General features: G+C 64.3%; 28 protein-coding genes and 1 riboswitch. Of the genes, 15 read left to right on the top strand and 13 right to left on the bottom strand.

Annotated elements, in window-relative coordinates; all coding sequences use genetic code 11:
* Positions 1 to 118 precede the first annotated feature (118 nt).
* From ptsP to RQH14_RS03715, 7 genes are all read left to right on the top strand, one after another.
* A complete protein-coding gene (gene ptsP / locus RQH14_RS03745) occupies positions 119 to 1,819 on the top strand; it encodes a phosphoenolpyruvate--protein phosphotransferase (RefSeq protein WP_311211998.1) in 1,701 nt (566 codons plus the stop codon).
* A 30-nt stretch (positions 1,820 to 1,849) separates the two neighbouring features.
* Positions 1,850 to 2,128 (top strand): HPr family phosphocarrier protein, encoded by a 279-nt coding sequence (locus RQH14_RS03740; RefSeq protein WP_311211997.1) that lies wholly within the window; start codon positions 1,850 to 1,852, stop codon positions 2,126 to 2,128.
* A gap of 121 nt (positions 2,129 to 2,249) precedes the next feature.
* Positions 2,250 to 2,672 carry a helix-turn-helix domain-containing protein gene (locus tag RQH14_RS03735; RefSeq protein ID WP_311211996.1) on the top strand — a complete coding sequence of 141 codons (423 nt, stop codon included), beginning with the start codon at positions 2,250 to 2,252 and terminating at the stop codon, positions 2,670 to 2,672.
* A gap of 78 nt (positions 2,673 to 2,750) precedes the next feature.
* Entirely contained in the window at positions 2,751 to 3,020 is a 270-nt protein-coding gene (locus RQH14_RS03730; protein ID WP_311211995.1) for a hypothetical protein, read from the top strand.
* 2 nt (positions 3,021 to 3,022) lie between these two features.
* The gene (locus tag RQH14_RS03725) at positions 3,023 to 3,682 is read left to right on the top strand and encodes a maleylpyruvate isomerase family mycothiol-dependent enzyme (protein WP_311211994.1); all 660 of its coding nucleotides are present in this window, start codon (positions 3,023 to 3,025) and stop codon (positions 3,680 to 3,682) included.
* On the top strand, positions 3,682 to 4,467 hold the full coding sequence (locus RQH14_RS03720; protein WP_311211993.1) for an alpha/beta hydrolase: 786 nt from the start codon (positions 3,682 to 3,684) through the stop codon (positions 4,465 to 4,467). The genes RQH14_RS03725 and RQH14_RS03720 overlap by 1 nt, the downstream gene beginning before the upstream one ends.
* A gap of 108 nt (positions 4,468 to 4,575) precedes the next feature.
* Positions 4,576 to 4,839: a DUF6480 family protein gene (locus RQH14_RS03715; protein WP_311211992.1), complete on the top strand. Its 264-nt coding sequence runs from the start codon at positions 4,576 to 4,578 to the stop codon at positions 4,837 to 4,839.
* 34 nt (positions 4,840 to 4,873) lie between these two features.
* Here the strand turns inward: RQH14_RS03715 and RQH14_RS03710 are convergent, their stop codons facing one another.
* The gene (locus RQH14_RS03710) at positions 4,874 to 5,938 is read right to left on the bottom strand and encodes an ATP-dependent DNA ligase (protein WP_311211991.1); all 1,065 of its coding nucleotides are present in this window, start codon (positions 5,936 to 5,938) and stop codon (positions 4,874 to 4,876) included.
* 45 nt (positions 5,939 to 5,983) lie between these two features.
* Between RQH14_RS03710 and RQH14_RS03705 the strand changes: the two genes are divergently transcribed.
* On the top strand, positions 5,984 to 6,217 hold the full coding sequence (locus tag RQH14_RS03705; RefSeq protein ID WP_311211990.1) for a hypothetical protein: 234 nt from the start codon (positions 5,984 to 5,986) through the stop codon (positions 6,215 to 6,217).
* A gap of 129 nt (positions 6,218 to 6,346) precedes the next feature.
* Positions 6,347 to 6,491, top strand: a riboswitch (cyclic di-AMP (ydaO/yuaA leader).
* Between the two features lie 2 nt (positions 6,492 to 6,493).
* Positions 6,494 to 7,849 (top strand): hypothetical protein, encoded by a 1,356-nt coding sequence (locus RQH14_RS03700; protein WP_311211989.1) that lies wholly within the window; start codon positions 6,494 to 6,496, stop codon positions 7,847 to 7,849.
* 185 nt (positions 7,850 to 8,034) lie between these two features.
* Here RQH14_RS03700 and RQH14_RS03695 read toward each other — a convergent pair whose 3' ends face one another.
* Positions 8,035 to 9,249: a helix-turn-helix domain-containing protein gene (locus RQH14_RS03695; RefSeq protein ID WP_311211988.1), complete on the bottom strand. Its 1,215-nt coding sequence runs from the start codon at positions 9,247 to 9,249 to the stop codon at positions 8,035 to 8,037.
* A 208-nt stretch (positions 9,250 to 9,457) separates the two neighbouring features.
* On the opposite strand from RQH14_RS03695, the gene ald reads away from it, so the two are divergent.
* Positions 9,458 to 10,576, top strand: coding sequence for an alanine dehydrogenase (gene ald / locus RQH14_RS03690; protein ID WP_311211987.1), 1,119 nt, complete (start codon positions 9,458 to 9,460; stop codon positions 10,574 to 10,576).
* Positions 10,577 to 10,659: 83 nt separating this feature from the next.
* On the opposite strand, the gene RQH14_RS03685 is transcribed toward ald, so the two are convergent.
* From RQH14_RS03685 to RQH14_RS03675, 3 genes are all read right to left on the bottom strand, one after another.
* Complete coding sequence (locus RQH14_RS03685) at positions 10,660 to 11,568, bottom strand: hypothetical protein (protein ID WP_311211986.1); 909 nt, start codon at positions 11,566 to 11,568, stop codon at positions 10,660 to 10,662.
* A complete protein-coding gene (locus RQH14_RS03680; RefSeq protein WP_311211985.1) occupies positions 11,565 to 12,116 on the bottom strand; it encodes a sigma-70 family RNA polymerase sigma factor in 552 nt (183 codons plus the stop codon). Before RQH14_RS03680 ends, RQH14_RS03685 begins: the two co-directional genes overlap by 4 nt.
* A gap of 88 nt (positions 12,117 to 12,204) precedes the next feature.
* Complete coding sequence (locus tag RQH14_RS03675) at positions 12,205 to 12,972, bottom strand: hypothetical protein (protein WP_311211984.1); 768 nt, start codon at positions 12,970 to 12,972, stop codon at positions 12,205 to 12,207.
* A gap of 268 nt (positions 12,973 to 13,240) precedes the next feature.
* Here RQH14_RS03675 and RQH14_RS03670 point away from each other — a divergent pair, with 268 nt between their 5' ends.
* Together RQH14_RS03670 and RQH14_RS03665 are read left to right on the top strand one after the other, a co-directional pair.
* Positions 13,241 to 14,446, top strand: coding sequence for a hypothetical protein (locus tag RQH14_RS03670; RefSeq protein ID WP_311211983.1), 1,206 nt, complete (start codon positions 13,241 to 13,243; stop codon positions 14,444 to 14,446).
* Between the two features lie 38 nt (positions 14,447 to 14,484).
* On the top strand, positions 14,485 to 14,967 hold the full coding sequence (locus tag RQH14_RS03665) for a hypothetical protein (RefSeq protein WP_311211982.1): 483 nt from the start codon (positions 14,485 to 14,487) through the stop codon (positions 14,965 to 14,967).
* Here the strand turns inward: RQH14_RS03665 and RQH14_RS03660 are convergent.
* The 8 genes from RQH14_RS03660 to RQH14_RS03625 form a co-directional block, all read right to left on the bottom strand.
* Positions 14,951 to 15,997: a Gfo/Idh/MocA family oxidoreductase gene (locus RQH14_RS03660; protein ID WP_311211981.1), complete on the bottom strand. Its 1,047-nt coding sequence runs from the start codon at positions 15,995 to 15,997 to the stop codon at positions 14,951 to 14,953. The two genes, RQH14_RS03665 and RQH14_RS03660, sit on opposite strands and share 17 nt — an antisense overlap.
* A 14-nt stretch (positions 15,998 to 16,011) precedes the next feature.
* Positions 16,012 to 16,269, bottom strand: a complete 258-nt coding sequence (locus RQH14_RS03655; RefSeq protein WP_311211980.1) for a type II toxin-antitoxin system RelE/ParE family toxin — start codon at positions 16,267 to 16,269, stop codon at positions 16,012 to 16,014.
* Positions 16,266 to 16,535: a type II toxin-antitoxin system Phd/YefM family antitoxin gene (locus tag RQH14_RS03650; RefSeq protein ID WP_311211979.1), complete on the bottom strand. Its 270-nt coding sequence runs from the start codon at positions 16,533 to 16,535 to the stop codon at positions 16,266 to 16,268. The genes RQH14_RS03655 and RQH14_RS03650 overlap by 4 nt, the downstream gene beginning before the upstream one ends.
* Before the next feature lie 289 nt (positions 16,536 to 16,824).
* Positions 16,825 to 18,552 carry an ABC transporter family substrate-binding protein gene (locus RQH14_RS03645; protein ID WP_311211978.1) on the bottom strand — a complete coding sequence of 576 codons (1,728 nt, stop codon included), beginning with the start codon at positions 18,550 to 18,552 and terminating at the stop codon, positions 16,825 to 16,827.
* 76 nt (positions 18,553 to 18,628) lie between these two features.
* A complete protein-coding gene (locus RQH14_RS03640; protein ID WP_311211977.1) occupies positions 18,629 to 20,794 on the bottom strand; it encodes an ABC transporter ATP-binding protein in 2,166 nt (721 codons plus the stop codon).
* Entirely contained in the window at positions 20,791 to 21,753 is a 963-nt protein-coding gene (locus tag RQH14_RS03635) for an ABC transporter permease (protein WP_311211976.1), read from the bottom strand. The genes RQH14_RS03640 and RQH14_RS03635 overlap by 4 nt, the downstream gene beginning before the upstream one ends.
* Positions 21,753 to 22,736: an ABC transporter permease gene (locus tag RQH14_RS03630; protein ID WP_089596580.1), complete on the bottom strand. Its 984-nt coding sequence runs from the start codon at positions 22,734 to 22,736 to the stop codon at positions 21,753 to 21,755. The genes RQH14_RS03635 and RQH14_RS03630 overlap by 1 nt, the downstream gene beginning before the upstream one ends.
* 360 nt (positions 22,737 to 23,096) lie before the next feature.
* A complete protein-coding gene (locus RQH14_RS03625) occupies positions 23,097 to 23,702 on the bottom strand; it encodes a helix-turn-helix domain-containing protein (protein ID WP_311211975.1) in 606 nt (201 codons plus the stop codon).
* Between the two features lie 125 nt (positions 23,703 to 23,827).
* Between RQH14_RS03625 and RQH14_RS03620 the strand changes: the two genes are divergently transcribed.
* The 3 genes from RQH14_RS03620 to RQH14_RS03610 all read left to right on the top strand — a co-directional run bounded on the left by RQH14_RS03620 (position 23,828) and on the right by RQH14_RS03610 (position 26,082).
* Entirely contained in the window at positions 23,828 to 24,394 is a 567-nt protein-coding gene (locus RQH14_RS03620) for an NAD(P)H-dependent oxidoreductase (protein WP_311211974.1), read from the top strand.
* A 184-nt stretch (positions 24,395 to 24,578) separates the two neighbouring features.
* A complete protein-coding gene (locus RQH14_RS03615; RefSeq protein WP_311211973.1) occupies positions 24,579 to 25,442 on the top strand; it encodes a GerMN domain-containing protein in 864 nt (287 codons plus the stop codon).
* A 154-nt stretch (positions 25,443 to 25,596) separates the two neighbouring features.
* Positions 25,597 to 26,082, top strand: a complete 486-nt coding sequence (locus RQH14_RS03610) for a DUF1990 domain-containing protein (RefSeq protein WP_311211972.1) — start codon at positions 25,597 to 25,599, stop codon at positions 26,080 to 26,082.

The following is a 26,082-nucleotide window of genomic DNA, read 5'->3' as shown; positions in this document are numbered from 1 at the left end:
TAGCACCTATAGCGTTGCTATATGAAGTGGCTCACAAAGGAAATTTGTAGGCTAGTTTTCGAGGCTCCCGGTGCCGTCGCCGGCGGGTCTGAACCAACAAGCAGGAACAGAGGATTCAGTGCAGAATTTCCAAGGAGTAGGGGTAAGCCCTGGCCGCATCATTGGTTCCGTCCGCCAGATGCCCAAGCCGGTGAGTGAGCCGCCGTCGGGAGAGCGTTTGGCCGCGGCCGTGGCCCCGGAAGACGCCGTCGCGGGTTTGAAAGCGGCTGCGCAGTCGGTCCACGACGAGCTCAAGGGACGCGCGGACACAGCGTCGGGCGATGGTAAGGCCGTCCTTGAGGCGACCGCGCTCATGGCCAAGGACACCATGCTCCTGAAGTCGGCGGCGAAGCTCATCAACGCCGGCTCCTCGGCGGAGCGGGCCATTTGGGAAGCGGGCGCGTCTGTCTCGGAGATGCTGCACAACCTCGGCGGTTACATGGCCGAGCGCGCCACCGACGTACTGGATGTGCGTGCCCGGATCGTGGCCGAACTCCGTGGCGTCCCCGCGCCCGGTATTCCTGCTTCGGACACGCCCTTTATCCTGGTGGCCGAGGACCTCGCCCCTGCCGATACCGCAACGCTGAATCCCGCGGTGGTGCAGGCGCTGGTGACCTCCGGTGGTGGCCCGCAGTCCCACACGGCCATCATCGCCCGCTCCCTCGGCCTGCCTGCCGTGGTGGCAGCACACGGCGTGGACGACATCGCCGATGGAACCGAAATCTACGTGGACGGCGCGGCAGGTTTCGTGGCCGGTTCGCCTACAGACGAGCACCGCGCGGCCGCTACAGCCTGGGCGGAAACCTCCGCAACCCTCGCCGAATTCGACGGAAACGGTACGACGGCGGACGGCCACCTGGTGCCGCTCCTCGCCAACGTCGGCGGAGCCAAGGACGCCGTGGCAGCTGCAGCTTTGGGCGCCCAGGGCGTTGGCCTGTTCCGCACCGAGTTCTGCTTCCTCGAGCGTGACACCGAACCCTCCGTGGACGAGCAAGCCGCCGCTTACAAGGCAGTTTTCGACGCGTTCCCGGGCAAGAAAGTTGTCCTGCGCACCCTGGACGCCGGCGCCGACAAGCCCCTGCCCTTCCTCACGGACGCCACTGAACCCAACCCTGCACTGGGTGTCCGCGGCTACCGCACCGACTTCACCACACCGGGGGTCCTGGAGCGCCAGCTTGAGGCCATTGCCCGGGCAGCCTCGGAGTCCGAGGCTGATGTGTGGGTCATGGCCCCCATGATCTCCACGGCCGCCGAAGCCGGACGCTTCGCTTCCCTCTGCGCGGCCGCCGGGATCCAGACTCCCGGCGTCATGGTGGAAGTGCCCTCTGCCGCCCTGACCGCAGCCACCGTACTGCGCGAGGTCGGGTTCGCTTCCTTGGGCACCAACGACCTCACCCAGTACGCCATGGCCGCCGACCGCCAACTGGGCCCCCTCGCCCAACTGAACACCCCGTGGCAGCCAGCCGTGCTCCGGCTCGTGCAGCTCACCGTCGAAGGCGCCACCCGGGAAAGCTCCGGACGGGAAGGTGACGCCAAGCCCGTGGGTGTCTGTGGTGAGGCAGCCGCGGACCCGGCCCTCGCCGTCGTCCTCACCGGGCTGGGTGTGACCACCCTGTCCATGACCGCCCGGTCGCTGGCCGCCGTCGGGACCGTCCTGAAAGCCGTCACCCTCGAGCAGGCGCAGGAACTCGCCCAGCTCGCTCTATCTGCCCCGAGTGCCCTTGAAGCCCGCGACTGGGTCCGCGCCAAACTCCCCGTCCTCGAAGAACTCGGACTCTAACCTCTGCTTGTTTCTGCCAAAGGAGAAACCATGCCCGAACGCACAGCCACCATCGCAAGCCGCTCCGGCCTGCACGCCCGCCCCGCCGCCCTGTTCGCCGAGGCTGCCGGGGAACAGCCCGTGGAGGTCACCATCGCCATGCAGTGCGAACCTGCCGATGACGCGCTCGACGCCGCCAGCATCCTTTCGCTGATGACGCTGGGCGCCGCTAAGGGCGACGTCGTGGTGCTGCGGGCCGAGGGGGACGGTGCCGACGCCGCGCTGGACGCACTGGTGAAGCTGCTGGAGACGGACCTGGACGCGGAGTAGCTTTCGCCGGGCCCCGATTCGATGGCTTGCTGCGTGTTAGACGGTAGGAGTCGTCTAACACGCAGCGAGCCGTCTAAATGGCCGAGGCCTGCTAGCACGCGGCTCACGCTAGGCTTCTGCCATGGCATTGATAGCTCCCCGCGTCACCGCAGGACTCCCCGCCGACGACGCCCGGAATCTGGCGCGCTCCCTCCAAGACAGCAACGACATCACCGTGTTCGTAGACGGCACAGTCCACCGCCTGCCGGACGAGGCGAGGGACGCCGTCGTCGACCTCCTCGCGAGGCTGGGCCGCGGCGAAACCGTGACGGTCAGCAGCGTGGAGGAAATGCTCACCACCTCGCAGGCTGCCGAGCTCGCTGGGATCTCGCACACCTTTCTGCGTAATATGACCGATCGCGGCGAAATCCCCGTGGAATACCGCGGAACGCATCGTCGGATCCGGCAAGCCGCCATCATCGCTTGGTTGGAATCCCAGAAGAAGAAACAGGCCGAAGGCGCCACTGACCAGCCCGACGGAAATGACGTCATCGCCGGCCAATAGTGTCCACAGTGATAAGGATCAAGCAACGATCCCAGCCAACGGGCCAGCACCCCTTAAAGCCGGGGTTACGCTTGATCGGTGGGCAATTTCAAAGGGTGGCATATCGTGGCCGGGTTGGCCGCCATGGCCCTTGCCGCACCCTTGGGCTCTGCCATGGGATTGAACTTTGTGGCAACCTTCATGTTTGCGTGCACAGTGTTCGTGGCGGTTGCCATGTGGACGGAATCAAAAATCGCACGACGCCGGGACGCGGCTGCGGCGTCCGCCGCCCGTGAATCTTCACGCCCGGCAAGCGACCCCAACGAATCCGATGACGCCACAAGGTCCGACGACGCCACCCGGGAGTAGGCATGGGGTTCAATAGCGGTATGGCTTCGACTTCCCCCTCCGTTGTGTGGCCCGTGGTGCATGAGGAACGCCGTGCCCTGATCCGGGACCTGGAACCACTTCTGCCATCCCAATGGAGGACTCCGTCGCTGTGCCCGGGCTGGGACGTCCATGATGTCCTGGCGCACGTGATCGACAGCGCCAAGACCACGCGCCTCGGCTTCATTCGACGCATGATTGCCTCCCGGATGGATTTTGACCGCGACAATGCCGTGGGTGTTGAGCGCGAAAGGACCCCAGACCCGGGGAAGACGCTGGTCCAGTTGCAGGCCGCGCTCTCCCGGACATCCGGGCCGCCTGCAGGCTTGGGAACTCGGCTGGTTGAAGCATTCGTGCACGGCGAGGACATCCGCCGCCCGCTGGGGATCCGCCGTGACTACCCAGCAGCGCACGTCGCCACAGCCCTGCATTATCAGGTGCGGACCACCACCAAGATGGGCGGAGGCAAGGAAGTGGCACAGGGCTGGCGTCTGGTGGCCACTGACGCAGCTTTCGATCACGGGGATGGGCCAGCCGTTGAAGGGCCCGCCATTGCGCTGCTGCTGGCGGTGTCCGGAAGACCAATAGCGGAGGACGAGCTGAGTGGCCCCGGAGCTCCGGTGTTCCTGCAGCGGAACCCTTGATGGAAGCGAAGGGGAAACCGGCAGCGCTCTTATCTGCCGACGTCGAGGCCTTGGGCCTCAAGGGACGGATCCTCTGGACCGAAGGGACGCCTCCTTCCGGGCCCGCCTACATTCTGGTCCACGGCATCGGGGTCTCGCACCGATATTTGGCCCGGCTGCATACAGTCCTTGCCGCGAGCGCACCTACCTACTCCCTGGACCTACCGGGGTTTGCAGGGACTCCAAAGCCTGATCGACAGCTCTCGGTGGAGGACTACGGTGCCTTCATTGCGGAGGTCCTCGCTGCCCGCGGCATCGGTTCCTACGTTCTGGTGGGCCATTCGATGGGTGCGCAATTTGTGATCGAAGCGGCCTTGCATGCTCCGGAACGGGCCCGGCAGGTGGTGCTGATGGGGCCTGTTGTCGATTCGCGGCACAAGAACGTGAGGCGCCAGTCCGTGGCTCTTTTCCTTGACGGGATGCTCCGCGAAAGCCCGGGTTCCAATTGGATCGTCACGTCGGACTATTTCCGCTGCGGTCCGCGCTGGTACCTCACTGAACTGCCCGTGATGATGAGGTACCCCACTGAAAAGCGCTTGGCTGGCATCAAGGTCCCCGTGTTGGTCCTGAGGGGAAGCCGAGACAACGTGGCCGGCCCGGACTGGTCGCTCCGGCTTTCGAGGACGGTTGACCAGGGGCGCTTGGTGGAGATCCCCGGCGTCGGGCACGTAGCGCAACATATGCGGCCCCAAGCTGTGGCCGACGCCATCCGGAGCTTCGTTACCACCACTGCGCCTCATCGCTGAGTACTAACGCACGATGCCGCCGGCATTGGCCTGCTTGTTGAGTCAGCTCCTCCCGGCTAGGCTGACGGAGCAAGAGTATTAGTAAGTTTGCTTACGAAAGGGCTGATTGTGACTGCTGCAGACTCGAATGAGGAAACCCAAGGCTTCGGTGCAACCGGCGCTACAGGGCCGTTTGACACAACATCCGATGCCGACAGCATCCACGAGGATCCCGACATGCGCCAGGACGAGGACGAGGACCCTGCAGCATCTGCCAACCCGGATCCCCTCGACGGAAACGTCACGGGCTTGGAACCCGGCGGCGGAGTACCCCCGGGAGAAACCCCGCCCGCCGAGGGCAGCATGAGCAGCGACCAAGGACACGAAGAGTAGCTCCGGCCACGACTGAACGCCCAGGCGGGACCGGCTAAGGCAGGGTCAGGATCTTCCCGAGATCGTACGCAACCGGCTCCTCCAACTGCGAGTAGGTGCAGCTCTCGGGGGTCCTGTCCGGCCGCCACCTGCGAAACTGCGTGGTGTGGCGGAACCGCTCGCCCTCCATGTAGTCGTACGCCACTTCAATTACCAGCTCGGGACGCAACGGCACAAAGGAGAAATCCTTGCCTCCGCTCCACCGGCTTTGGGCGCCGGGCATCCTGGACCCTGCAGCCCCCTCGCCTTGACTGGCCCATTCCCCCCACGGGTGCTCGCTGAGTTCCACTTGGTACGGCTCAAGCTCAGCCACCAGGGCCTCTCGCTTGGCCATGGGGAACGATGCCACCACCCCCACATGCTGGAGTCGACCGGCGTCGTTATAAAGACCCAACAGCATGGACCCCACAACTTTCGCGGTCTTGTGCCAGCGGAAGCCAGCCACCACGCAGTCCGCGGTGCGCTCGTGCTTGGTCTTGAACATCACGCGCTTGTTGGGTAAATACATCCCGTCCAAGGGCTTGGACAGCACCCCGTCCAGACCTGCGCCCTCCAACTGCACGAACCATTCCTGCGCGCGCTCCAGGGCCGTGACCGCGGGCGTGACGTACACGGGAGGCTCCGCCTTGGCCAGCGCACGCTCCAAAATGGCGCGGCGTTCGGAGAACGGCCTGCCCATGAGGTCGTCGTCGCCGAGGGCGAGGATGTCGAACGCGATCATGGACGCCGGGGTCTTCTCGGCGAGCATCCTCACCCGGCTGTCGGCCGGGTGGATCCGCTGCTGAAGCACCTCGAATTCGAGCCGATTGCCCTCGATCAGGACAATCTCGCCGTCGATCACGCATTTGTCCGGAAGGTTCTTCCGCAGCGCCTCCACCAGTTCGGGGAAGTAGCGGGTCATGGGCTTCTCATTGCGGCTCCCCAGGATGATCTCATCCCCGTCTTTGAAGACGATGGTCCGGAATCCGTCCCACTTGGGCTCGTAGTGCCCAACATCGGGGATGGTGGGGACGGACTTGGCGAGCATGGGCGAGACGGGTGGCATCACAGGCAGGTCCATAGTCAATGTCTACCTGCCGGTGCAGCGCGAAGCTAGTGTTGGGCCATGGATATCTTGCTCGCGGCGGCTGCAGTGCTCGGATTCCCGGCTCTGATGGCCGGCGTGTGGTACTGGTCATCGCGCCGGAGCGGCGAGGGCAAAGTCCGGCGTGGAGCCACCGGCGGCATGCTGGGAGTGGCGGATGAAATCTTCCGCCCGGAAACCCACCAAGCCGTGCAGATCCAGAGGATCCAGCATGAGTTGCCCGCGCCGGCACCGGCCCCGAAGCCTAAACGCTAGAACCCTCTCATCTTGGGAGGCCTACCGTCCGTTATATTAATGTGACTTTACTTTCCGGCTCATGTACCGTCGTAGGGCGACCCGTATCTCCGCTGGGCCGCTTCCGGAATGACGCCGAGCTCTGCCGCATTCCGGGATCCGCCAGACCCGCGGCAGAGGCGGGGGACCCAAAAGTTCCCGGACTTTCCAAAGTCCTTGGGGTGAAGCCGCTACGGCGGCCGGACGGCCTCGTCCGAACCCGACAGCTAACCTCGAAGGCGTTGAGAGGCAACCACCATGTCCCCAACCATGGATCAGCCGCGCCGCGCCGAGACTGAACGCGAGCGCACCAAGCCAACCGGACGCCGTCGGGCCCAACCCAGCGGATCCCCCATCAGCGTGCAGGCAGACACTGCTGCCGCACCCGGAACGACAAGCACGACGCCGGAGGCCGCCACTGCGGCCCTTCCCACCGTCGCGACACCCATCACGCGAGCGGCCGCGCGCGCGGCCGAGCGGGAGCGGGCAGCCCTGGCTGTGATCGCGCCCGCCGCCCCGGCGTCGTCCGAGGCCGAGCCAGCTGCATCCGCAACAGGAGAGCCCTCCGAAGCTGCCGAGCCGGCAACCGCGGCCATTCCGGTCGTGGAGGCCGCACAGGCTGCAGCTCCGGCTTCCACCACGCCGGGGCCTCCTACCTCGGCCATTCCGATTGTTCAGGCGTCACGTTCCGAGCAGGAGGATCCCGAGCAGCCGACAACGCCTCAGCCTGCCGCGTCCCAACCTGCCACCGCCGCCATTCCCGTTGTGGCCGCCCGCCAAGAGCCTGCTGCCGCACCCGCTTCGCCGGCACCCGTTTCACCGCGGGGCACATCCCCGGCGCAAGTTGCTGCGGCCGCCACAGCGTCGGCTTCACTGGCAAGCCGCAAGGACGTTCGAAAGCAGTCGGTCGCTCCCAGTTCTTCCAGGCCGGGAATGGGCGGATCGTCCCTTGGCCGGGAACCCCAGGCGGTCCTGCGTAAAGCTGCGTCTGTCAAGCACATGAGCCAGCGCATGGCCGTGGTGGCTGGCGCCCTCGGCCTGGTCCTGACAGCCGGGACCTTGGGGCAGGCCCTCGAGCTGCCGTTCTTCGGCCAGGAGACGCCTTCCCAGGAAGCCAACGCCTCCAATCGAAATTCGGGCACAGCGGCCCCCGCACCCAGCGCCTCCTACTCGACGGCCTCGTCACCCTCCGCGTCAGCTGCAGCGACGTCGGCAGCCGGCCAGCCGGCCACGGTTCCGGAGGCGCCCGCACCTGTGTCGCCGTCGTCCGTTCCCACCCCGAAAGTCTCCTTGGCCGACCCCGTCTGGGTCCCGTCCGCAGTGCCGTCAACCATCGCCGCGGCACCCAGCACCGCCAGCCCGGTCCCCACCCAGCCTGCGCCGGCACCCAGTGAGGTGCCGTCGGACACGATCACTACGCCACCCACGACGCCGACGCCCACAACCACACCGACGGTCACGCCCACTCCCACTCCTACCCCCACCCCGACGGGGACTCCCACGCAGACCACCAAACCCAAGCCCACGGGCAAGCCCAGCGCGGCCACCGCGCCGCAGCCCACCGAGACGGCACTCGAAGAGATCCTTAACGCGACAAAGGACGCCCTCAAATGAGCACGCGCTTGCCGCGCACCACCACGCACGTGGGATGGCACAGCCGGTACTGCAGCAGCAGCCGGACGGCCGCGTTCCGACGCCGATTGGGACGTTGGAGCTGCCAGCGGCTGAGGCGTTCCTAAAGCAAGACCCTGCGAAAAGGGCAGGCACCCCCAGGGTGCCTGCCTTTTCTTCTTTCCAATCTAGATCCGTGGCCGGCCTGCCCAGCGGCGGGCTTTCAAGGCAGCGTGCAGTTCGAGGCGGATCGCTCCGCTCAACGGGTCAGCGCCGATAAGCTGGCGGATCCGGCCGAGCCGGTTGTAGATGCTGCTCCTGTGGAGGTGAAGTTTGGTCGCGACGTCCTGGACAGAACCATCACTGTCATAGAGGAGTTCCAGGACGGGCAGGAGTTCGCCGTTCTTGTCTTGGTCCTCCAGCGTTCGGAAGTGCACGGAACCGGTGTCATCCCAGCCTCCGGGTGCCAGCAGGCGGTCGAAGAGCTGATAGACGCCTACGGCCCGGCTGTCCACGAGCTCGCCGAGGGGTCGATCGACCGCGGCGGCCTGCGCCGCAACTTTGGACTGCCGGTACGCTCCTGAGAGCTGCCGGATCACGTGGAACGGCTCGCTGATGCCCAGGATCACCCGGTCCACCTTGCGGCCCGCGCGTTTGGCGAGTTCCATTTGATAGTGGACCAGCACCTGGGCGTGGTCTGCCCGGCCACCGGACTCGCGAAACAGGACCACCGAATGCGTCTCCGTTCCGGCACTGAACAACGCAGCGTTGACGCCGATGGTGGACTGCAGCGCGGCTGAACGGTGGGTCAGGGTTGCGGCAAGGGGATCGACGTCGGACCTCGCACCTTCCGCGTCCAGGATGGTCACCAGTTGCCATGGACCGCGGCCTTGGATTTCCTTCCACCCGGCCACGGCGGCCACGGCATTCGATTCGCCGCTGCAAGCCGAGAGAAACTCCTGCTCACGCCTGCGCCGGAACTCCGATTCTGCGGTGTTGGAATCAAGGAGCAACCCCGCCAACAGGTCCAGCTCGTCACGCACGCCGGGCAACTCGGCGAGTATCGCCGTCGCACTTTGCTCTTCAACGTCCAACTGGACCCATAAGTAGCCCACGCGGAAGCCGCGCACCAGGAGCGGCACGCAGACGCGGCCCAACATGCCGAGTTCCTCATTGGCGGGAACGACGACGGGACGCACCGCCGTGGCGATGCCGTGGGACAGTTGCCACACACTGACGTCGCTGGGGACGCGCTTGCTGAGGAGAAAGTTCACGCGGACGCGGTCGGCGTGCGACTGGTTGGAGCTGTAGGCGAGGAGGACGCCGTCGAGGTCTTCCAGGGACAGTCCGCGGCCCAGCTTCAACGCCACGCGTTCAACGATCTGTTCCACGTCCTGCTGCATCAGGAAAGCGTACCAACAGCAGGCGACACCTGACGCTCCATCGCTCGACAAATGTCGAGCTCACGTGATGAAGATCGTTGAATTTCCGGGGCTTCTCCATCTGCGCGCGACCAAACGCATGTCGCCTGCCTCACAGCCGGATCTATTCTGGAATCACAGCCCGCAACACATTTTCGGCCGAAGAGGCCGCTAACGATGGAGCCCACAGATGATCATCGGCGTCCCCAAAGAAATCAAGAACAACGAATTCCGCGTAGCCATCACGGCCGCAGGTGTCCACGAGTTCCGCACCCACGGACATACCGTTCTGGTTGAGCGCGGCGCAGGCCTCGGCTCGGGCATCACCGACGAGGAATACTCGATCGCCGGCGCCGAAATCGTCAACGACGCTGACGACGTCTGGGGCCGTGCGGACATGGTCATGAAGGTCAAGGAACCCATCGCGGCCGAGTACCACCGCTTCCGCAAGGGCCTCATCCTCTTCACCTACCTGCACCTCGCCGCAGAGCCCGAGCTCACCGCCGAGCTCATCAACTCCGGCGTCACGGCCATCGCCTACGAAACCGTGCAGGAAGGCCGCACCCTTCCGCTGCTCGCCCCCATGTCCGAGGTCGCAGGCCGCCTCTCGGTCGTGGTCGGCGCTTCCTCTCTGATGGCTCCCGCCGGCGGCAAGGGCGTCCTCCTGGGCGGCGTACCGGGCGTCCGCCCGGCCAAGGTTGTTGTCCTCGGCGCAGGCGTTGCAGGAACCAACGCAGCTGCCATGGCGCTGGGCCTCGGTGCTGATGTCACCATCATGGACATCAACATCAACAGGCTGCGTGAACTCGACGCCCTCTACCAGGGCCGCCTGAAGACCGTTGCCTCCAACGCCTACGAGATCGAGAAGTCAGTCATCGACGCAGATCTCGTGATCGGTTCAGTCCTGATCCCGGGCGCCAAGGCTCCCAAGTTGGTCACCAACGAGCTCGTTGCCCGCATGAAGCCGGGCTCGGTCCTGGTGGACATCGCTGTTGACCAGGGCGGCTGCTTCGAGGACACGCACCCCACCACCCACCAGGAACCGACGTACAAGGTCCACAACTCGATCTTCTACTGCGTTGCCAACATGCCTGGCGCTGTTCCGAACACCTCCACATACGCACTGACCAACGTCACCCTGCGCTACGCCGTGGCATTGGCCAACCTGGGCGTCAAGGCCGCCTTGGACCGCGATCCCGCGCTGGCTGCCGGCCTCAACATCGCCGCAGGCCACGTGGCACACCACTCCGTTTCCGAGGCGCACAACCTGCCCCTCGTCACCGACTGGCACAGCCTGGTTTCCGCTTAGGACCCCACGCCCGACGGCGTGGTTCAATCCGCGCCGAGGTGACACTTAATGCCAATGTTTCTGACGAACATTGGCATTAAGTGTCACTTCGCGGGGATATCGGGGTTGGCTGGCGGTGAGGGAACCACATGGGTGGGAACAGTCACGGGGATGTCCGACGGGCGGAGCTCCGCCGGATCGATCCGCGAGGGGTCGATCCCCGGCTGGTCGATCCCCGGCGGCGTCACAGGAACCACCGGCGTGGGGATGCCGCCGTTCCCGGGTTCGTGGGGTGAGGGATCCTTGGGTTTTTGAGGCGACGCTCCTCCGCCGGGCTGCGGAAGGGAATCCGTCCCGGGCTTGCCGCTTGGACGAGGGGCAGCGGGTGCCGGGGCGGGCTGGCTCCGGTCGGGAACTGCGGGCGTCTCCTCAACAGTCGGCACCGGAGTGGAACCGGCGGGGCCACCCTGCTGCGGAGCGTTGCCGGAACCAGGAGTGAACTGCGAGACCACTGAGCCGATGGCCGCGCCAAGATGCTGGACGGCACCCGGGATTCCGCCGTCGGACGCGGCCGCAGCAGTTGCACCGCCGGCCAAGGACACCACGACGGCGAGGCCGGCAATGGCCGTGCGACGCTTCGTCCGTCGCCGCGCAGCAAGTTCGTCGGCAGGGAGGGCGCCCCCATGGGCTGGGTCTCCGGCCGGCGCCGGTTCAGCCGGCGGCGTCGGGCCCTTCAGACGTGCAGGGTCACCGACCATGGCGAGTACCGCCGTCGGTGCGCCCGACGACGCAGCGGGACCATCCGTCGTCGTGATCTTATGGGTGGCTGCACCTTGGGCGCTGACCATAAGCGCACGAACTGCCTCGGACGGCACGGGGACAGTGTCGGCCAGCGAACGGAGTTCCAGCAGTTCTGTGCGGAGTTCGGCGTCGCCCTCCAGGCCGGAGTCGGCCAGGAACCGGTCGACTGCCTGCTGGTGCCTGCGTCCGCGGGGCGGTAAGTGTTCGCTCATGATGTGCCGTTCGTTCGATGTGCCCGCTTCTTCAGTGCGCCCAAGGCCCGGCGCTGCAACTGCTTCACGGCGCCTTGGGATTTGCCCATGATGTCCGCTGTTTCTTCCACGGACAGGTCGGCAATGACTCGTAATGCCAGGACCTCCCGGTAGTCGTGCGCGAGGTCGTTCAAGAGTTCCGTGACTCCCAAACCGGAGGCCCGACCGAAGGCCTGGTCTTCCGCCGACGGCGCACGTCGCGAATCCAGTTCCGACTCGTAAGGCGTGGAGTCAGGCGTGCGTTCGCGTTTGCGGTAGTGGTCCACCATCCGGGCGTGGGCAATGGAGAACAGCAGTGTCTTGGCACCCTGGAGGCCGCCGTGGAGGGTTTCAAGCTTTGGGTACAGAGCCAGGAACACGTCCTGGGTGACGGCTTCGGGGTCGTCCACACCCCGGGCGCGGAGGTAGCCAAAGACCGGCCCGGAAAAGCTGTTGTAGGCAGCCGTAAAGAGCAGCGCGGGGTCATCCTGGTCCGCCTGCACGTATTCGTCAGCTAAAGGGTCAAGCACCCGTGGACGCCTCCATCCCACGTTACGAGGGCGGGGTTCCTTGCCCTAAGCCAAGGAACCCCGCCGTTAAACCGTAGCCGCTGCGTGGTTAGCGGACAGAATCGAGGGGTGCGCCCGGTGCCGCCGGAACATCCGCCGGAGCGCCGCTCGGAACCTGCGACGGGAGGGCCGGATCAGCAGGCGTCGCCGGGACTGCGGGGGTTGCCGGCACGGCAGGCGTCGCCGGGACGGCAGGCGTCGCCGGGACGGCAGGCGTCGCCGGGACGGCAGGCTTGGCGGGGACGGCCGGGACCGCCGGCGTTGCCGGAAGTTCAGACGTCACGGAAGCATCGGCGTCGGCGTCTGCCTGGGCCGAACCGTTCGCCTTCGCGTCGGCGGCCTTGCCGGCATCAACCACTGCCTCGCAGTGCGCTTCCACCTTCGCCTCGCCACCCGCGGCAATGGTCAAGGACTCAAAGCCCGGGACCTTGGCATCAGACTTCAGGCCGCCGTTGAGGAACGCGGTGCACAGGCCGAACGCTTCCGGGGACGTGGCATCGTTGGCTGTGGTTTTCGCATCGGAAACAGCGTCGGCAGCCTTGCCCTGACCGGATTCGGCGGCTTCGGTCGCCTTTGCTTGCGCGGTCCCGACGGCGTCAGCCGACTTGGTGCTGGCGGTCCGGGCGCCGTCGGCTGCTTCAGCGGCCGGACCGTCAACCGGAGCAGGTGCCCCAACGAGGTCATGTGCGGTCTGTTGGATTCCGGTGGGAAGCGCACCATTGAAGGCAGCTACACCGGTTCCACCGGCAGCTACAGCTCCGGCGGCCAGGACGCCCGCGGCGACTTTGCTGGTGGCGAGGACAGTGAACAAGGACATAAAACCCTCCGACAAAATTCTTGGGATTGCCCCGGCAGCGGTTGGGTCGCGGCCGGATGATCAGCGTGCGGACGTGGCCCGCACTCCCCTTACATCGTTCACGGCTGCAGCGAGGTTACGCAGGTGGCCGAAATTTTCCGGAGGGAGTTATCCACCCCCGGTAGTTCTCCCCATGGCAGCCCTGTTCCCGGACAACTATGCTCGGGAGACACCTGGCGCCAAGACTGGTCCCAGGTATTTTGATGTCGCTACGTTCAGGGGATGCGTGATGGGACAGGGACTGGTGGGCGCCGACGTCGGAGATCTCCGGCGTTTATCGGCCGTAATGGATGCTGAGGCCGAGAAGATCACGAGTCTTCAACGGGAACTCACCGCAATGATTCAGAACGGAACTTATTGGCGAGGCAATGACGCCGAGCAGTTCCGCAGCAGGTGGCAGAGCGACCTCCACGGACGGCTTGGCGCCGCAGCTGTTTGCTTGCGGACCAATGCCCGCGCCCTGAAGCTCAACGCGGAGCAACAGGAGCAGGCATCCCTGGGTGGTTCGGGTGGCGGATCCAGGGGAGGCCCTTCCGGCGGGTCGGGCAGGACAACCCCGGGGTCGCTGGAGTTCACTTTTGATCCCACCACATACGGTCCCGTCACGGTTGAAGGCAACGGCTCCTTCGACAGTAAAGCATCGGGCGAAACGCACGGATCCATAGGTCCGGCCGGTATCGACGTCGGTGGCTCCGGCGAAGCTTCCACTGGTGGTGACATGACCTGGAAGGCGAGCTCAGAATTTGGTCCCGTCAAGACGACGGTCACCAACGAAACCTTTGTCGGAGCCCGCGCCGAAGGCGAGTACGGGGCCAGCGTGCCGTTCGGGCTCGGACTTCCCAACGCCCATGCCACCGGCGAAGCGTTCGCAGGCGCAGAGAACGTGACCACCACACGATCCGACTTCTTCGACGGCTGGGTCACCAACACCGCCACCACGCGAATGATGACCGGAGTGGAGGCCAGCGCCCACGCCAATGCCAGCAGCCCGTTCCTGTTCTCTGCGGGCGGTGAGGGTTTCGCTGGCCAGAAGGTCACTATGGATAACAAGACCGAGTTCGCTGGCGGCTTGTTTTCCCTAGGGCAGGGCGGAGAATTGCGCGCTGGTGCCTGGGCAAGCGCGGGCGAAGGTGAAGTCAGCGTCAAGGGCCGCGAGACCACCGGTACAGCCTTCAGCGCCGGAGCCGGAGCGGAACTGACCGGGAGCCGGTATGTCGAGGTTTTGGGCCAGACACTGACGCTCAACGCAACGGTGGCCGCCGGAGCTGGCGAGGGTCACTTCTTCACGGCTTCCATGGACGAAGACGGGCTCACCCTCGGCGCGGGTGCCAAGCTCACCGCGGAACTGGGCCTGGGCGCCGGTGGCCAGATCACCATCAGCCCGTCCGGGTTCGTGGATTCCGTGACCGGGTTCGTCGACTTCCTCAACAAATAGCCTCCCGAACTGACTGACAGCGCTCCGAAAGGGCTCCCATGACATCGCACCAGGTTTTCCCGTCCGCCGCGTTCCCCGCCTACCCCACCATCAAACTCAACGCGCCGGCGGGATGGTCCCAGCATGTGGTCCCCGACGCCGTAGGAGCCATGATGGCCCCGGCAGCCGAGGGCAGCTACACCGCAAACGTGGTCATCACCGTGTCGCGCCGCTTGCCCGGCTACCAGCTCCAGGACATTGCTGCGTCCGTGGACTCGTTCCTGGACGCATTGCCGGATGCCGTTCTGCTGGGCACGGAGCCTGTAGTGATCAATGGCCGGGATTGGCACGTACGCGAGGCGCGGTACACACACCCCCAGGCCGGCTCCCTGGCCCAGTTCACCGCCGTCACGGTAGTTCACCAGGAAACCGCTGCGGATATCGTCCAGCTGACGGGCAGCTGCCAACCCACCGAAGGCAACGACGACCTCAAGGCCATCTACTCGCTGGTTGCCAGCGCAGACGTTACGCCAGCGTCCTAGCCTGCTCAATCAGCTTCAGCACCGCAACGGAGCCGGCCGGATCCACAGGTAAGGGAAGCGCGGAGGCCGCGCCGCCGTCGTCGAGCTTGTCCGCCAGAATCCGGTAGAACTCTGGGTAGGCGCCGCGTTCTGTGGGGACCTCGATGCGCTGACCGTTCAGTTCCAACGTGCCATGGTTTTCGGCAGGTTCGACGCCGTACCGCGGGTCCGTAGGGAGCCCGCCGCCCAGCACATAGGGCTCCTGGGGGTCGGTGCCGAACTTCACGAAGCCGCCCTCGGTACCCAGGATGCGGAAGCGCGGGCCGTGCAGGTGGCTGGTCAGGTTGATGGTGACATGGCTGACCACGCCGGACTGGTGCCGGAGTGCCAGGAAGACATCGTCATCGACGCTTTCCTGGGGACGGCGGGCCTGGATTTCCGCGTAGGTGACGGTAGCTGGACCAAAGAACTGCAGGCACAGGTCCAGTACGTGGGTGCCGAGGTCGAACAGGACACCGCCGCCGTCTTCCGCCGCGGCACTGGCTTTCCAGGCTTTGGCGATCTCCGGCGCCCAGCGCTCCATGCCCACCTCAAACCTGGTCACGGTCCCCAGCGTTCCGGCGTCGAGCAGTTTCCTGACGGTGAGCGAGTCGCCGTCCCAGCGCCGGTTTTGGTAGACCGTCAGGACACGGCCCAGATTCGCCGCCAGATGGATCAGTTCCTCACCCTGGGCACTGTGAACTACGAACGGTTTATCGACGACGACGTCGAGTCCGGCTTCCAGCGCGGCTTTCGCGAGTGCGTAGTGGGTTGCGGGCGGGGTGCCCAGCACGATGAGGTCCAGTTGGTCCGACAGCGCCAGGATGTCCGCCGGAGTGCTGACGATGGTGGCCTGCGGGTAGCGGTCCTTGGCCTTTGCTTGGCGCGCCTCATCCGAAGTGGAGATGACGGCAAGCGAATAGGCGGGGTTGCTGGCGATGTACGGCGCGTGGAACACGCTGCCCGAAAGGCCAAAGCCTGCGACGGCGGTACGGATCGGCTGGGAAGTCATGACCCTAGGCTAGATCAGTAGACCTCGCGACGATGGGCGGCACGGAAGATGATGACGATGAGTTCACCATCATGGATCTCGTAGAGGACCCTGAAGTCACCAACACGAATTCGCCAGGCATTCGACTCTGCGGAAAGCTTCCTGACTCCGACTGGACGTGGGTACAGTTCCAACTCGGCAATGGCCAGAAGAATCTTGCGGCGGACCGGAGCATCAAGCTTCCGAATCTGTTTGGCCGCCGCCGTGCTGAACTCCACCCGGTATCGGCTCACCGGGTGATGCCATTTTCCTCCAGCAGATCATTGAGACTGACCCTGGCACCATCATCTTCCGCTTTCGCGGTCTGAAGCGCTCTAAGGTCTGCCTCATCTTCGAGCCGTTCAAGCCGCTCGAGGTCTTCAGCGCTGATGAGCACGGCGGCGACTTTACCGCGGCGCGTGATGCTGATCCGCTCGTGTCCGTATGCGGCGCGGTTGATGGTATCTGAAAGGTGTACGCGGAGGTCGGCAACACTCACCACGTAATCTGCGGTTCCCATATGCCAACTATAGTCGTTAATGTACTTTACGTACATCTTGTACATCTCACGACCCCAGATCTGGTCTTTGGGAGCGGGATGCCAGCGAGGGTGGGGCCCAAGCACGCGGGATGTGAACGAGGGTTCCCGGATTGCCCGCGTGATGTGAGAGAGGGCCGGGCTGGAGCACGCGGGATGTGAGCGAGGGTTGGGGACGGCGAAGGCCGGGAACTTCCCCGAACCCATCAAGGGATTCAGGGACGTTCCCGGCCTTCAGGAAACTACACCTTGGAAAACTACAGCGGGAGGGCTACTTCTTGGCGCCCTTTTCCCAGCCGATGGTGGTCCAGTCAGGAACGTTGGAGTTGCTCTTGAACAGGGACGGACCGTAGTTGGCCAGGCCCGTGCGCACGAACTGGATCTCCGGGCCGTTCAGCAGGGTACCCATGGAGAAGTACTTCTCCATGTGCTTCTTCTCGACCTCCATGGCGGCCTTGTTGCGCTCGGCGTCATCAGCAATGGTTGCCAGGCGCTTGATTTCAGCGTCCAGCTCAGCATCGCCGAGTTTGTTTTCGTTGGTGGTCGACTCGTAGAACTGCTTGACGCCGCTGGTCGCATCCGGGCCAACCTGATAGCCAGAAATCGTCAGGTCAAACTCCCGCGACCCCAGAACCTTCTGGAAGTCCGCGTCCCCGCGCTGCTCAACGGCGACATCCATGCCCGCCGCCTGAAGCTGCTTCTGCAGGGTCTGTGAGACGGCCGCCCGTGTGGGATCCTCGCCAAAGTAGGTCACCTTGAACGTTACGGGGACGCCGTCCTTGGCCATGATGCCCTTGTCATTGGCAGTGTAACCTGCATCGGTGAGGACCTTCTTGGCGGCCTCAGCGTCCGCGTCCTTCACGGGGTAGTTGTCCTGGTAGTACTCGGAGAACGGCATGAGCATCATGGAGCCCGAGCTTTCCTCGGACCAGTTCAGGCCGTTGAACTGAACATCTCGGAGAGCTTTTCGGTCCACGGCCGTGAAGATCGCCTTGCGGACGGCCACATCGGTGAGGGCCGGCCGCTCGGCATTGAGGTTGAGACCACCGGCGAACAGTCGCTGACCGCGGCGTACCTCAGCGTTCTTGGTTCCTTCAAGCTGCTTGTAGCGGCTCAGGGAGCGAGCGTCAGTAGCATCAATTTCGCCGTTCTTGAAGGCGGCGATGGTGGCGCTGGGTTCCATCTGGCGCCAAATGATCTTGTCCAGGACAGGCTTCTGGCCCCACCACTTGTCGTTGGGAACCATGGTGACGGTCTTGGCGGTGGTGTCGTAGTTCTCCACCTTGAACGGGCCAGCCATCCATTCAGGATGCATGTTGCCCGCAAAGCCATTGTTGAAGATCTCCGCCGTGTTGACGGCAGGGTGGATCAGTCCGAAGAAGAGATCCTCAAGGGGATAGACCGGCTGCGTAGTGGTGACAATGACTTCCTTGTCGTTGGCACCAGCTTTGACTGATTCAACAAACGGATATGACCCCGGGTTGACGATGTCAATCGCCTTATCTTCGCCGCGGGACATCTTCCATGTGTTCTCGAACGTCTTAACGTCGATAGGCGTACCGTCGTTCCAGGTTGCCTTGTCGTTGACCTTAATGGTGATGGTCTGTTTGCCATCCTTGATTTCGCTCTTCACCTCTTCGCAGAAGTCCTTGTTCGGCTCAGCCTTGCCGTCAAAGTCCAGCTTCCAGCAACCGCCGATCCCGCCGCTGCTAAGGCCTGCCGGATTAACGGGAGTCAACACAGCGGCGGTGGGGCCACTGTTCCCGACGTTGGAATTATTGTTGAAATCCGGCCCGAGATCCACGGTTCCCAGGGTGACTGTGCCGCCCTGCTCCAGGTCTTTTGCTTCCTTGGCGTTGACGCTGATCAGCTTGCTGATGTCGCCGCCGCTTGCTTCGGCCTTCTGTGAGGCCGGACCCGACGGCGTTCCCCCGCCGCAAGCGGTCAGCATGAGCGTTGCTACGAGCGCCACGCCGCCAATCGTCGTGTACTTCTTCATGGTTTGCCCTTCGTGTTTACGACTGAAATATCTTTGCGAGTTGAGACCACGGATGTATTCAATGCTTCATATGTCGTCAGGCATGCACCACCAGCATGTCGGCATCCAGCTCTCCATCCGGGAAGAAGCATGCGAAGTCCTGCGCGCCTTCCTTCTCAGAAGCCAGTGGCGGCTCCAGAGTAAGGCACTTCTCCTGCTTTGCGGCAGGTAGTGCGGCGAACACGGGACAACGGGTGGCGAAATTGCATCCCTTGGGCGCATCCAACGGACTGGGCAGGTCACCCTGCAGGATGATGCGTTCACGGGTGCGTTCCAGTTGGGGGTCCGGCACGGGGATCGCCGACAGCAAAGCCCTGGTGTAGGGGTGGCGCGGGTTATCGAAGACATCGTCCACGTCGCCGGTTTCCACGATCTTGCCGAGGTACATGACTGCCACACGATCAGAAATGTGGCGGACCACCGAGAGGTCGTGGGCCACCATGAGGTAGCTGAGTCCGAGTTCGGCGCGGAGTTGGTCCAGCAGGTTGATGACGCCGGCCTGGACGGACACGTCCAGTGCAGAGACGGGCTCATCCAGGACCACCAGCTTCGGATTGACCGCGAGCGCCCGGGCGATGCCGATGCGTTGGCGCTGGCCGCCGGAGAACTGGTTGGGGAAGCGGTTCACGTGGTCAGGCTGAAGGCCCACCAGCTTCATGAGCTCCATGATGCGTTTCTTGATGGCGGCCTTGGGCATCCCCAGGTTTTCCAGCGGTTCGGCCAGGACTTCGTACACTGTGAAACGCGGATCCAGGGCGCCCGTGGGGTCCTGGAAAACCATCTGCATTTCCTTGCGCATGGCCATCTTGGTCTTGTGGTCGGTGGCCACCTTGTTGCTGACGCCGCCGATCACCACTTCGCCCACCTGATCGGGGTGGAACTCCATGATTTCCAGGAGCGTGGTGGTCTTGCCGCAGCCCGACTCCCCTACGATCGAGACGCACTCGCCCTCGCGGATGTCAAAGCTCAGCCCATCCACGGCCTTGACCGTGCCGATCCGTCGCTTGATCAGGGCACCCTTGAGCAGCGGGAAGTGCTTCTTCACGTCCTTGAGTTCCAGGACCTTGTCGCGCTCGACGCGAGGGACGCCGTCGAACTTTGAAACCGGCTTGGGCGGCGCGTGGAAGATCTTGTGCGCGTCCGCATGACCGGAAAGTTCTTCGGATTTGATGCAGGCTGCCTTGTGTCCCAGCGTCTGACCTTCAACACCAGGTACCGGGAACAGCTCCGGCTCGCCGTGCAGGCAAGCGTCGCTGACCAAGGGGCAGCGGGCCGCAAAGGAGCAACCCGTCACCGGTAGCGCGAGGTTGGGTGGCGTTCCTTCGATGGGAACCAGTGACTGTTTGGTGGCGGTGTCGATGCGGGGAACCGCGCCAAGGAGCCCCAGCGTGTACGGCATCCGCGGGTTGTAGTAGATGTCCTCCACGGTGCCGGTTTCCACCGGCTTGCCCGCGTACATGACCATGATGTCGTCGGCCATGCCGGCTACGACGCCGAGGTCGTGGGTGATCATGACGACGGCGGCGCCGGTTTCCTCCTGCGCGGTGTGCAGGACTTCCAGCACCTGCGCCTGGATGGTGACGTCCAACGCCGTCGTGGGTTCATCCGCGATGAGTACCCGCGGATCGTTGGCGATCGCAATGGCGATCATGACGCGCTGGCGCATGCCGCCGGAGAATTCATGCGGGAAGGCCTTCAGCCGATCCTTGGGGCTCGGGATGCCCACCATGCGCAAAAGGTCGACGGCGCGGGCTTCTTTGGCCTGCTTGCTCATGGTGGGGTTGTGGACCGTCAGCGCCTCAATGATCTGGGTGCCCACCGTGTAGACGGGGGTGAGCGAGGAGAGCGGGTCCTGGAACACCATGGCGATGTCACTGCCGCGGTGCTTGCACATGGCTTTGTCGCTGAGGCCCAGGAGTTCCTTGCCCTTGAAACGCACGGAGCCGGTGATGTCCGCAGTTTCGGGAAGGAGCCCCATGACTGCCATGGACGTGACGGACTTGCCGGAGCCGGACTCGCCCACGATGCCCAGGGTCTTGCCGGGCATGAGGTCGAAATCCACTCCGCGGACAGCGTGGACCACACCATTTTCGGAGTTGAAGCGGACGTTGAGGTCGCGGACGCTCAGGACGGCGTCGCCGGGTGCGTAAAGTCCGGCGTCGCGGAGGCGTTCGGCGGGGGTGTGGGAGATGTTGGTGCTCATTTGTTGACCTTCTTTGCGGTCTTGGTCTTCGCCCGGCCAATGGAACTGGAGCTGGGGTCAAAGGCATCGCGGAGGCCGTCGTTCATCATGGCCAGCGAACCGGTCAGCAGGAACATGACAGTCAGCGGTACCCAGAACATCCACGGGAAGGAGGACACCTGGCCCGTGGCCTGCCCAATGAGGACACCGAGGCTGACGTCGGGAAGCTTGATGCCGATGCCGATGAAGGAGAACGCTACTTCGGCAAGGATGGCGCCGGTGATGCCGCGGGTGAAGTCGAGCACCAGCAACGAGCCGATGTTCGGAACCAAGTGACGCCACACGATGCGGCGGGAAGGGACGCCCATGTATTTGGCGGCCTTGACGTAGTCGCGCTGCATGAGCGACATGGACAGCGAGCGCACCAGGCGGGCAGTTCCCATCCAGCTGAAGAACAGCAGGACCACCACCAGCAGGAGCCAGCTGGGAAGGTCCTTCAGGCCACCGCTGCCGCTGGTTGCCACGGCAACCACCAGGATGGCGGGCATCATGATGAGTGCTTCGAGGATGAACAGCATGGTGGCATCCACCTTGCCCCCAAAGAAGGCCATGGTGCAGCCGTACACAGCGGAGATCAGCACGGACACGCCGCCCACAATGAGGCCGATGAGAATCGAGGTTCGCGTGCCGTCCACAATCAGTGCCATGAGGTCGATGCCGGCCTGCGTGGTGCCCAGCAGGTGATCCGGTGACGGCGGCATGCCAATGTTCAACGGATCAAGGGTGTCCTTGTCCCAGGACGTCAGGAACCCGCCGAAAATCGAGAAGAGAAACAGCGCCAGGAAGATGAATAACCCGGCGACGGCGGTACGGTTCCGCATGAAGCGACGGAAGATGATGCGGGATTTGCCGATGACGACGTCTTGGTCACCAACCCGGGCTTCGTCGATTTCCGCGATGGGATCGATGATGTTGGTCATTACTGGACCCTCACTCGTGGATCGACCAGCGTGGTGGCGAAGTCGGCAAGGATGGCACCGATCGCGAAGATCACGGAGCCGTAGGCCAGCGTGGCGGTGGCTACATTGACGTCCTGAAGGCTGATGGCCTGGATGCTCCAGAGTCCGATGCCGGGCCAGGCGAAAATGGCTTCCGCAAAGAAACCTCCCGTGAAGATGGCCGGGATGGTGAACGCGATACTCTGGGCCACCGGGATGAAGGAGACGCGCAGGGCGTGTTTCCTGATGGCCTGGTTACGGGTGAGCCCCTTGGCACGTGCTGTGCGGACAAAGTCGGCATTGACGTTGTCCAGGAGGTACTGCCTCTGGGCGATCTGGTACCCGGCCCAACCAAAGATGGTCATCGCGAAGGTGGGCACGGCGTAGTGGGCCACCATGTCAACGAAAGCCGGCCAGCCGGGGTCGATTCCCGGCGTCGAAATTCCCGTCACGAAGAAGATGCGCTCCCCAACGGCCTCGTTGATGCTGATGGCTCCGAGCTGCACCAGGAAGTAGGCGATGGGCGCGGGCAGGATGTGGACCAGGTAGCTGTAGGACGTGATGACGCGGTCCTGCACCTTGTACTGGCGTGCTGCGGAATAAACACCGAGGGCGACGCCGATGATCAGCGTGAGGATGATCGAGGCGATGAACAAGCGGGTGGAGACCAGCACGCGGTCGGCGAACTCTGCGTTGACGAACGCGCCGTTGGGGCTCCGGCCCCAGTCCCAGCGTGTGAGGATGCCACCGAGCCAGTCGACGTAGCGTTCCCAGGCATTCTTCTCCGGGTCCAGGCCCAGTCCCCGGAAGGAAGCGTTGACCTGTTCAGGGGTTGGCCGCGGGATTTTCTCTTGCTCAAGAACTGCGGGCTTGAGTGATGAGACCGCCAGGAAGTAGCCGGCGCTTGTGGTCAGGAAGATCATGATCAGGTAGATGCCCGACCGCTTCATCAGATATTTCAGCATGTCGGGCGGCTGCCCCGAATCGTGGCAAAACTCAATGCTCGTCCTTCCGCGGTTCCCGGCTGTGGCCGGCGTCAGCTACGAATTGGCGCAGCGGGCCTTGGGTCCCCCGCACCCCTTCAGTGATCACCAGCCTTGTATGGCATGCGTCACATTCAAGAGGAAACTACCACAATAACTGCTTCACGTTTTGCTTCATCGCGTCCAGTTTCGCGCCTGCAGCCAGATTGTTATGTGCAGACTGCGTCACGTTACCGACACCAAAGGCACTTGTGCGCCTGCAGTAGCGGCAATGGGGGCGCTAACAGGGCGGGGCAGGGGCATCCGCGCGCCCAAGCGGCGGGCGGGCAGCAGCCGCGTGGGCTAAGCGGCGGGCAGCAGCCGCGTGATCAGTTCGCGCCAGGAGTCCGTGAGGCGCGTGGGTGAAATGCCGCGCACGCGGACGTCGTCCACAATGCGCTCAGGGTCCAAGGCGTAGGTCAGGGACATCGCCATGACCCAGGGATCAGCAATCCCCGCCTCCCGGAGCAAGATCTCCATGTGGCGGTGAGAGAGCTTGGTTGCGGGGACATCGAACCTGTTGCGGGTGGCAGCACCCGCCGCTTTCAGGAGTTCGCCGTTTTCCAGGACGAAGTAGATCCGCCCTTCGCCGAACGCAATCAGTCGTTCTTTAGCGGCGGCGCCTGGACCCAGCGGTGGCGGCCCGAACATGAAGCCCTGCTGGAACTCGGATTCAGAATCGCTCAAGAGGGTCATCATGAGCCCCGCCCGGCTGCCGAACCGGCGGAAGACGGTGCCCTTGCCCACATGGGCCTTACAGGCGAGCGCGTCCATAGTAAGTGCTTCAGCACCGAACTCTGCCACCAAGTCCCGGGCAGCACTGAGAAGGCGCTCACGATTTCGGGCGGCATCGCTGCGCTCGTGCGGCGCGCCCAAGGGCACGTCCGGCCGAAGAGGGATGGAGCTCACAGAAATATTCTAGACCCCGGGAATAGAAAGCGGACCATAGTCCGTTTAGTATCGATGAAGGCTCCAAAGCCCAGATACCGCAGGTCGGGTTCCGCAAGGCACCTGTCCAGACACAAGGAGACACCATGTCCAAGAGCACCGTTCTTACCCTCGTCGGCAGCCTTCGCGCCGATTCCCACAATAAGAAGCTCGCCGAAGCCATCCAGCTGAACGCGCCTGAGAATGTTGATGTACAGATCCACGGCTCGCTGGGCAGCATCCCGTTCTACAACGAGGACATCGACGTCGAGGGTCAGGTCCCCGCCGAAGCAGCCGCACTCCGCGCCGCAGCAGCCGACGCCGACACCATTCTGCTGGTCACCCCCGAGCACAACGGCACCATGCCCGCATCGCTGAAGAACGCCATCGACTGGCTGTCCCGCCCGTTCGGCGCCGGTGCCCTCTCCGGCAAGCCGACCGCCGTCGTCGGAACCGCATTTGGCCAGTTCGGTGGCGTGTGGGCCCAGGACGAGGCCCGCAAGGCCGCCGGCATCGCCGGCGCCAAGGTCCTGGAAGACGTCAAGCTGGCCGTCCCGGGTTCCATGATCCGCTTCGCTGAACTGCACCCGAAGGACGACGCCGAGGTCGTAGAGCAGATCAAGGGCATCTTCGAGCCCTTGACCGCCGTCCAGAACGAAGAAGCAGCAGCCTAGTCTTTCGCTTTCAATGCCCCCGTTCCGCTTTGTGCGGGGCGGGGGCATTCGCGTTACTGCCGCGCGGACTGCTGGACTGCGGGCTGCTGGACTGCGGACAGCCCAGCGTGACCAACTCTTGTCCGAACCGTCACCGTAGCGGCATGTTGTGTTGCGCCCACCCGGCCTAACGTTGGAGATACAGGTGGACGGACAGGAGCGCGGAGCTGTCATGCATGCCGGACGGGGACAAAAAAGTACGACGGCGATCACGGCTGCCTGCCTCTTCTTCAGCCTGGGGGTGGCTGGCTGCACCACCGTCCCTGGCGGTCCTGCAGGAGCCGCACCTGAAAGCGCGGCACCTCTGCCCACGGTTTCCGTCAGTTCACCTGCCGCTTCGCCCACCGCCCCGGTGGCCTCCAGTCCTTCCGCGCCAGGCACGCCGTCCGTTGCCGGTCCCGCGTCGCTGATCCCCGCCCCGGTGACCTCTTCCCCGGCTCTGTCGTCCCAAGGGCCCGCTGCTCCCGCTCCGAGTGCAGGCGCCTCCACCACCCCTGCTCCGCCCGCAGCCGCCCCTACCCAGCCTCGTGCCGCCGTCGAGCCCTCACCCGAGCCGGGCACCAGCGCTCCCGAGCCTGCTGAAACCGGCACGGTGATGACCGTGGACGCCTCCGGTCCGGCGGTCTACTACGTAGCAATCGACGACGGCGGCTCCCGCGGCGTGCGGTTCGGCTGCAACGACAGCCTGGTTCCCGTCCGCGGCGTGGCCGTTCCCGGGGATCCACTGACCGTGGCGCTGGGCCGGCTGCTGGGGGCGGGAATGCCGGTGGACAGCGATGCCGCCCTCTACGACGCCTTGGCTGATTCATCGCTGCGCTACCTGTCCGGCTACATGAGCGGGGCCACGGTAGTGGTGAACCTCAGCGGATCACTGCGTCCAGGGGGCGTGTGCGACATTCCGCGTATCCAAGCACAACTAACGCAGACCATCGTGGCAGCCAGCGGGGCATCGCGGGCGGAGATCTACGTGAACGGCAGGACCTTGACGGAGGCCCTCAGCGTACGGTGAGCAGTGGGGCGCCGCCTGCAACTGGCAGGTTGAGCAGCGGTACGGTGAAGAGCGGCTTGCTGTTGTAGCTTGGGGACCTGTTGTAACTTGGCGACGTGATTCGGCGTCATCAAAGTACCGCGATGTGGGGAGCAACTCTTTGGGGGAACACGTGATGACATGTCCTGACGAGCAGGACTGGCCCAGTGCTGCGATGGGCTACCGCCGCTCGGAGATCACTGCGGTGATATCTCCGAGCATGGGAGTCGGTGATGCTGTCTGGGAACGCGCCGCGGAGCAGGTGCTCCGGTGGGGTGTGAAGACCGCAAGCGGATTCTCTGTCGATTCACCGAGCCCCGTATCTCTGGGTGATCGGGTGCTGGTCACCGCACATTTCTTCGGTTTCAGGGTGCTGGAACCCGTGGAGGTGGTCTCGGTGGTGAAAGAGCCGGACCGGGTGGGCTTCGCGTACCGGACCCTCCCGGGGCATCCCGTTTCCGGCGAAGAAGCGTTCATTGTGCATCGCAGTGGGGACCAGGTAAGCCTGACTATCCGTTCGCTGACAGGGCCGGCTCCGCAGCAACCATGGCGACTGCTGTACCCGGCCCTCCTGCTGCTACAGAACGGCGTGCGGCGACGATACCTCCGGGCACTGCGCTAG

The organism is Arthrobacter sp. WCS2018Hpa-7 (assembly GCF_031843805.1).
In the GTDB taxonomy this organism is placed as follows: Bacteria; Actinomycetota; Actinomycetes; order Actinomycetales; family Micrococcaceae; genus Arthrobacter.
Note: the sequence above shows the minus strand (reverse complement) of the source record. Positions and strands in the feature narration are given on the sequence as shown.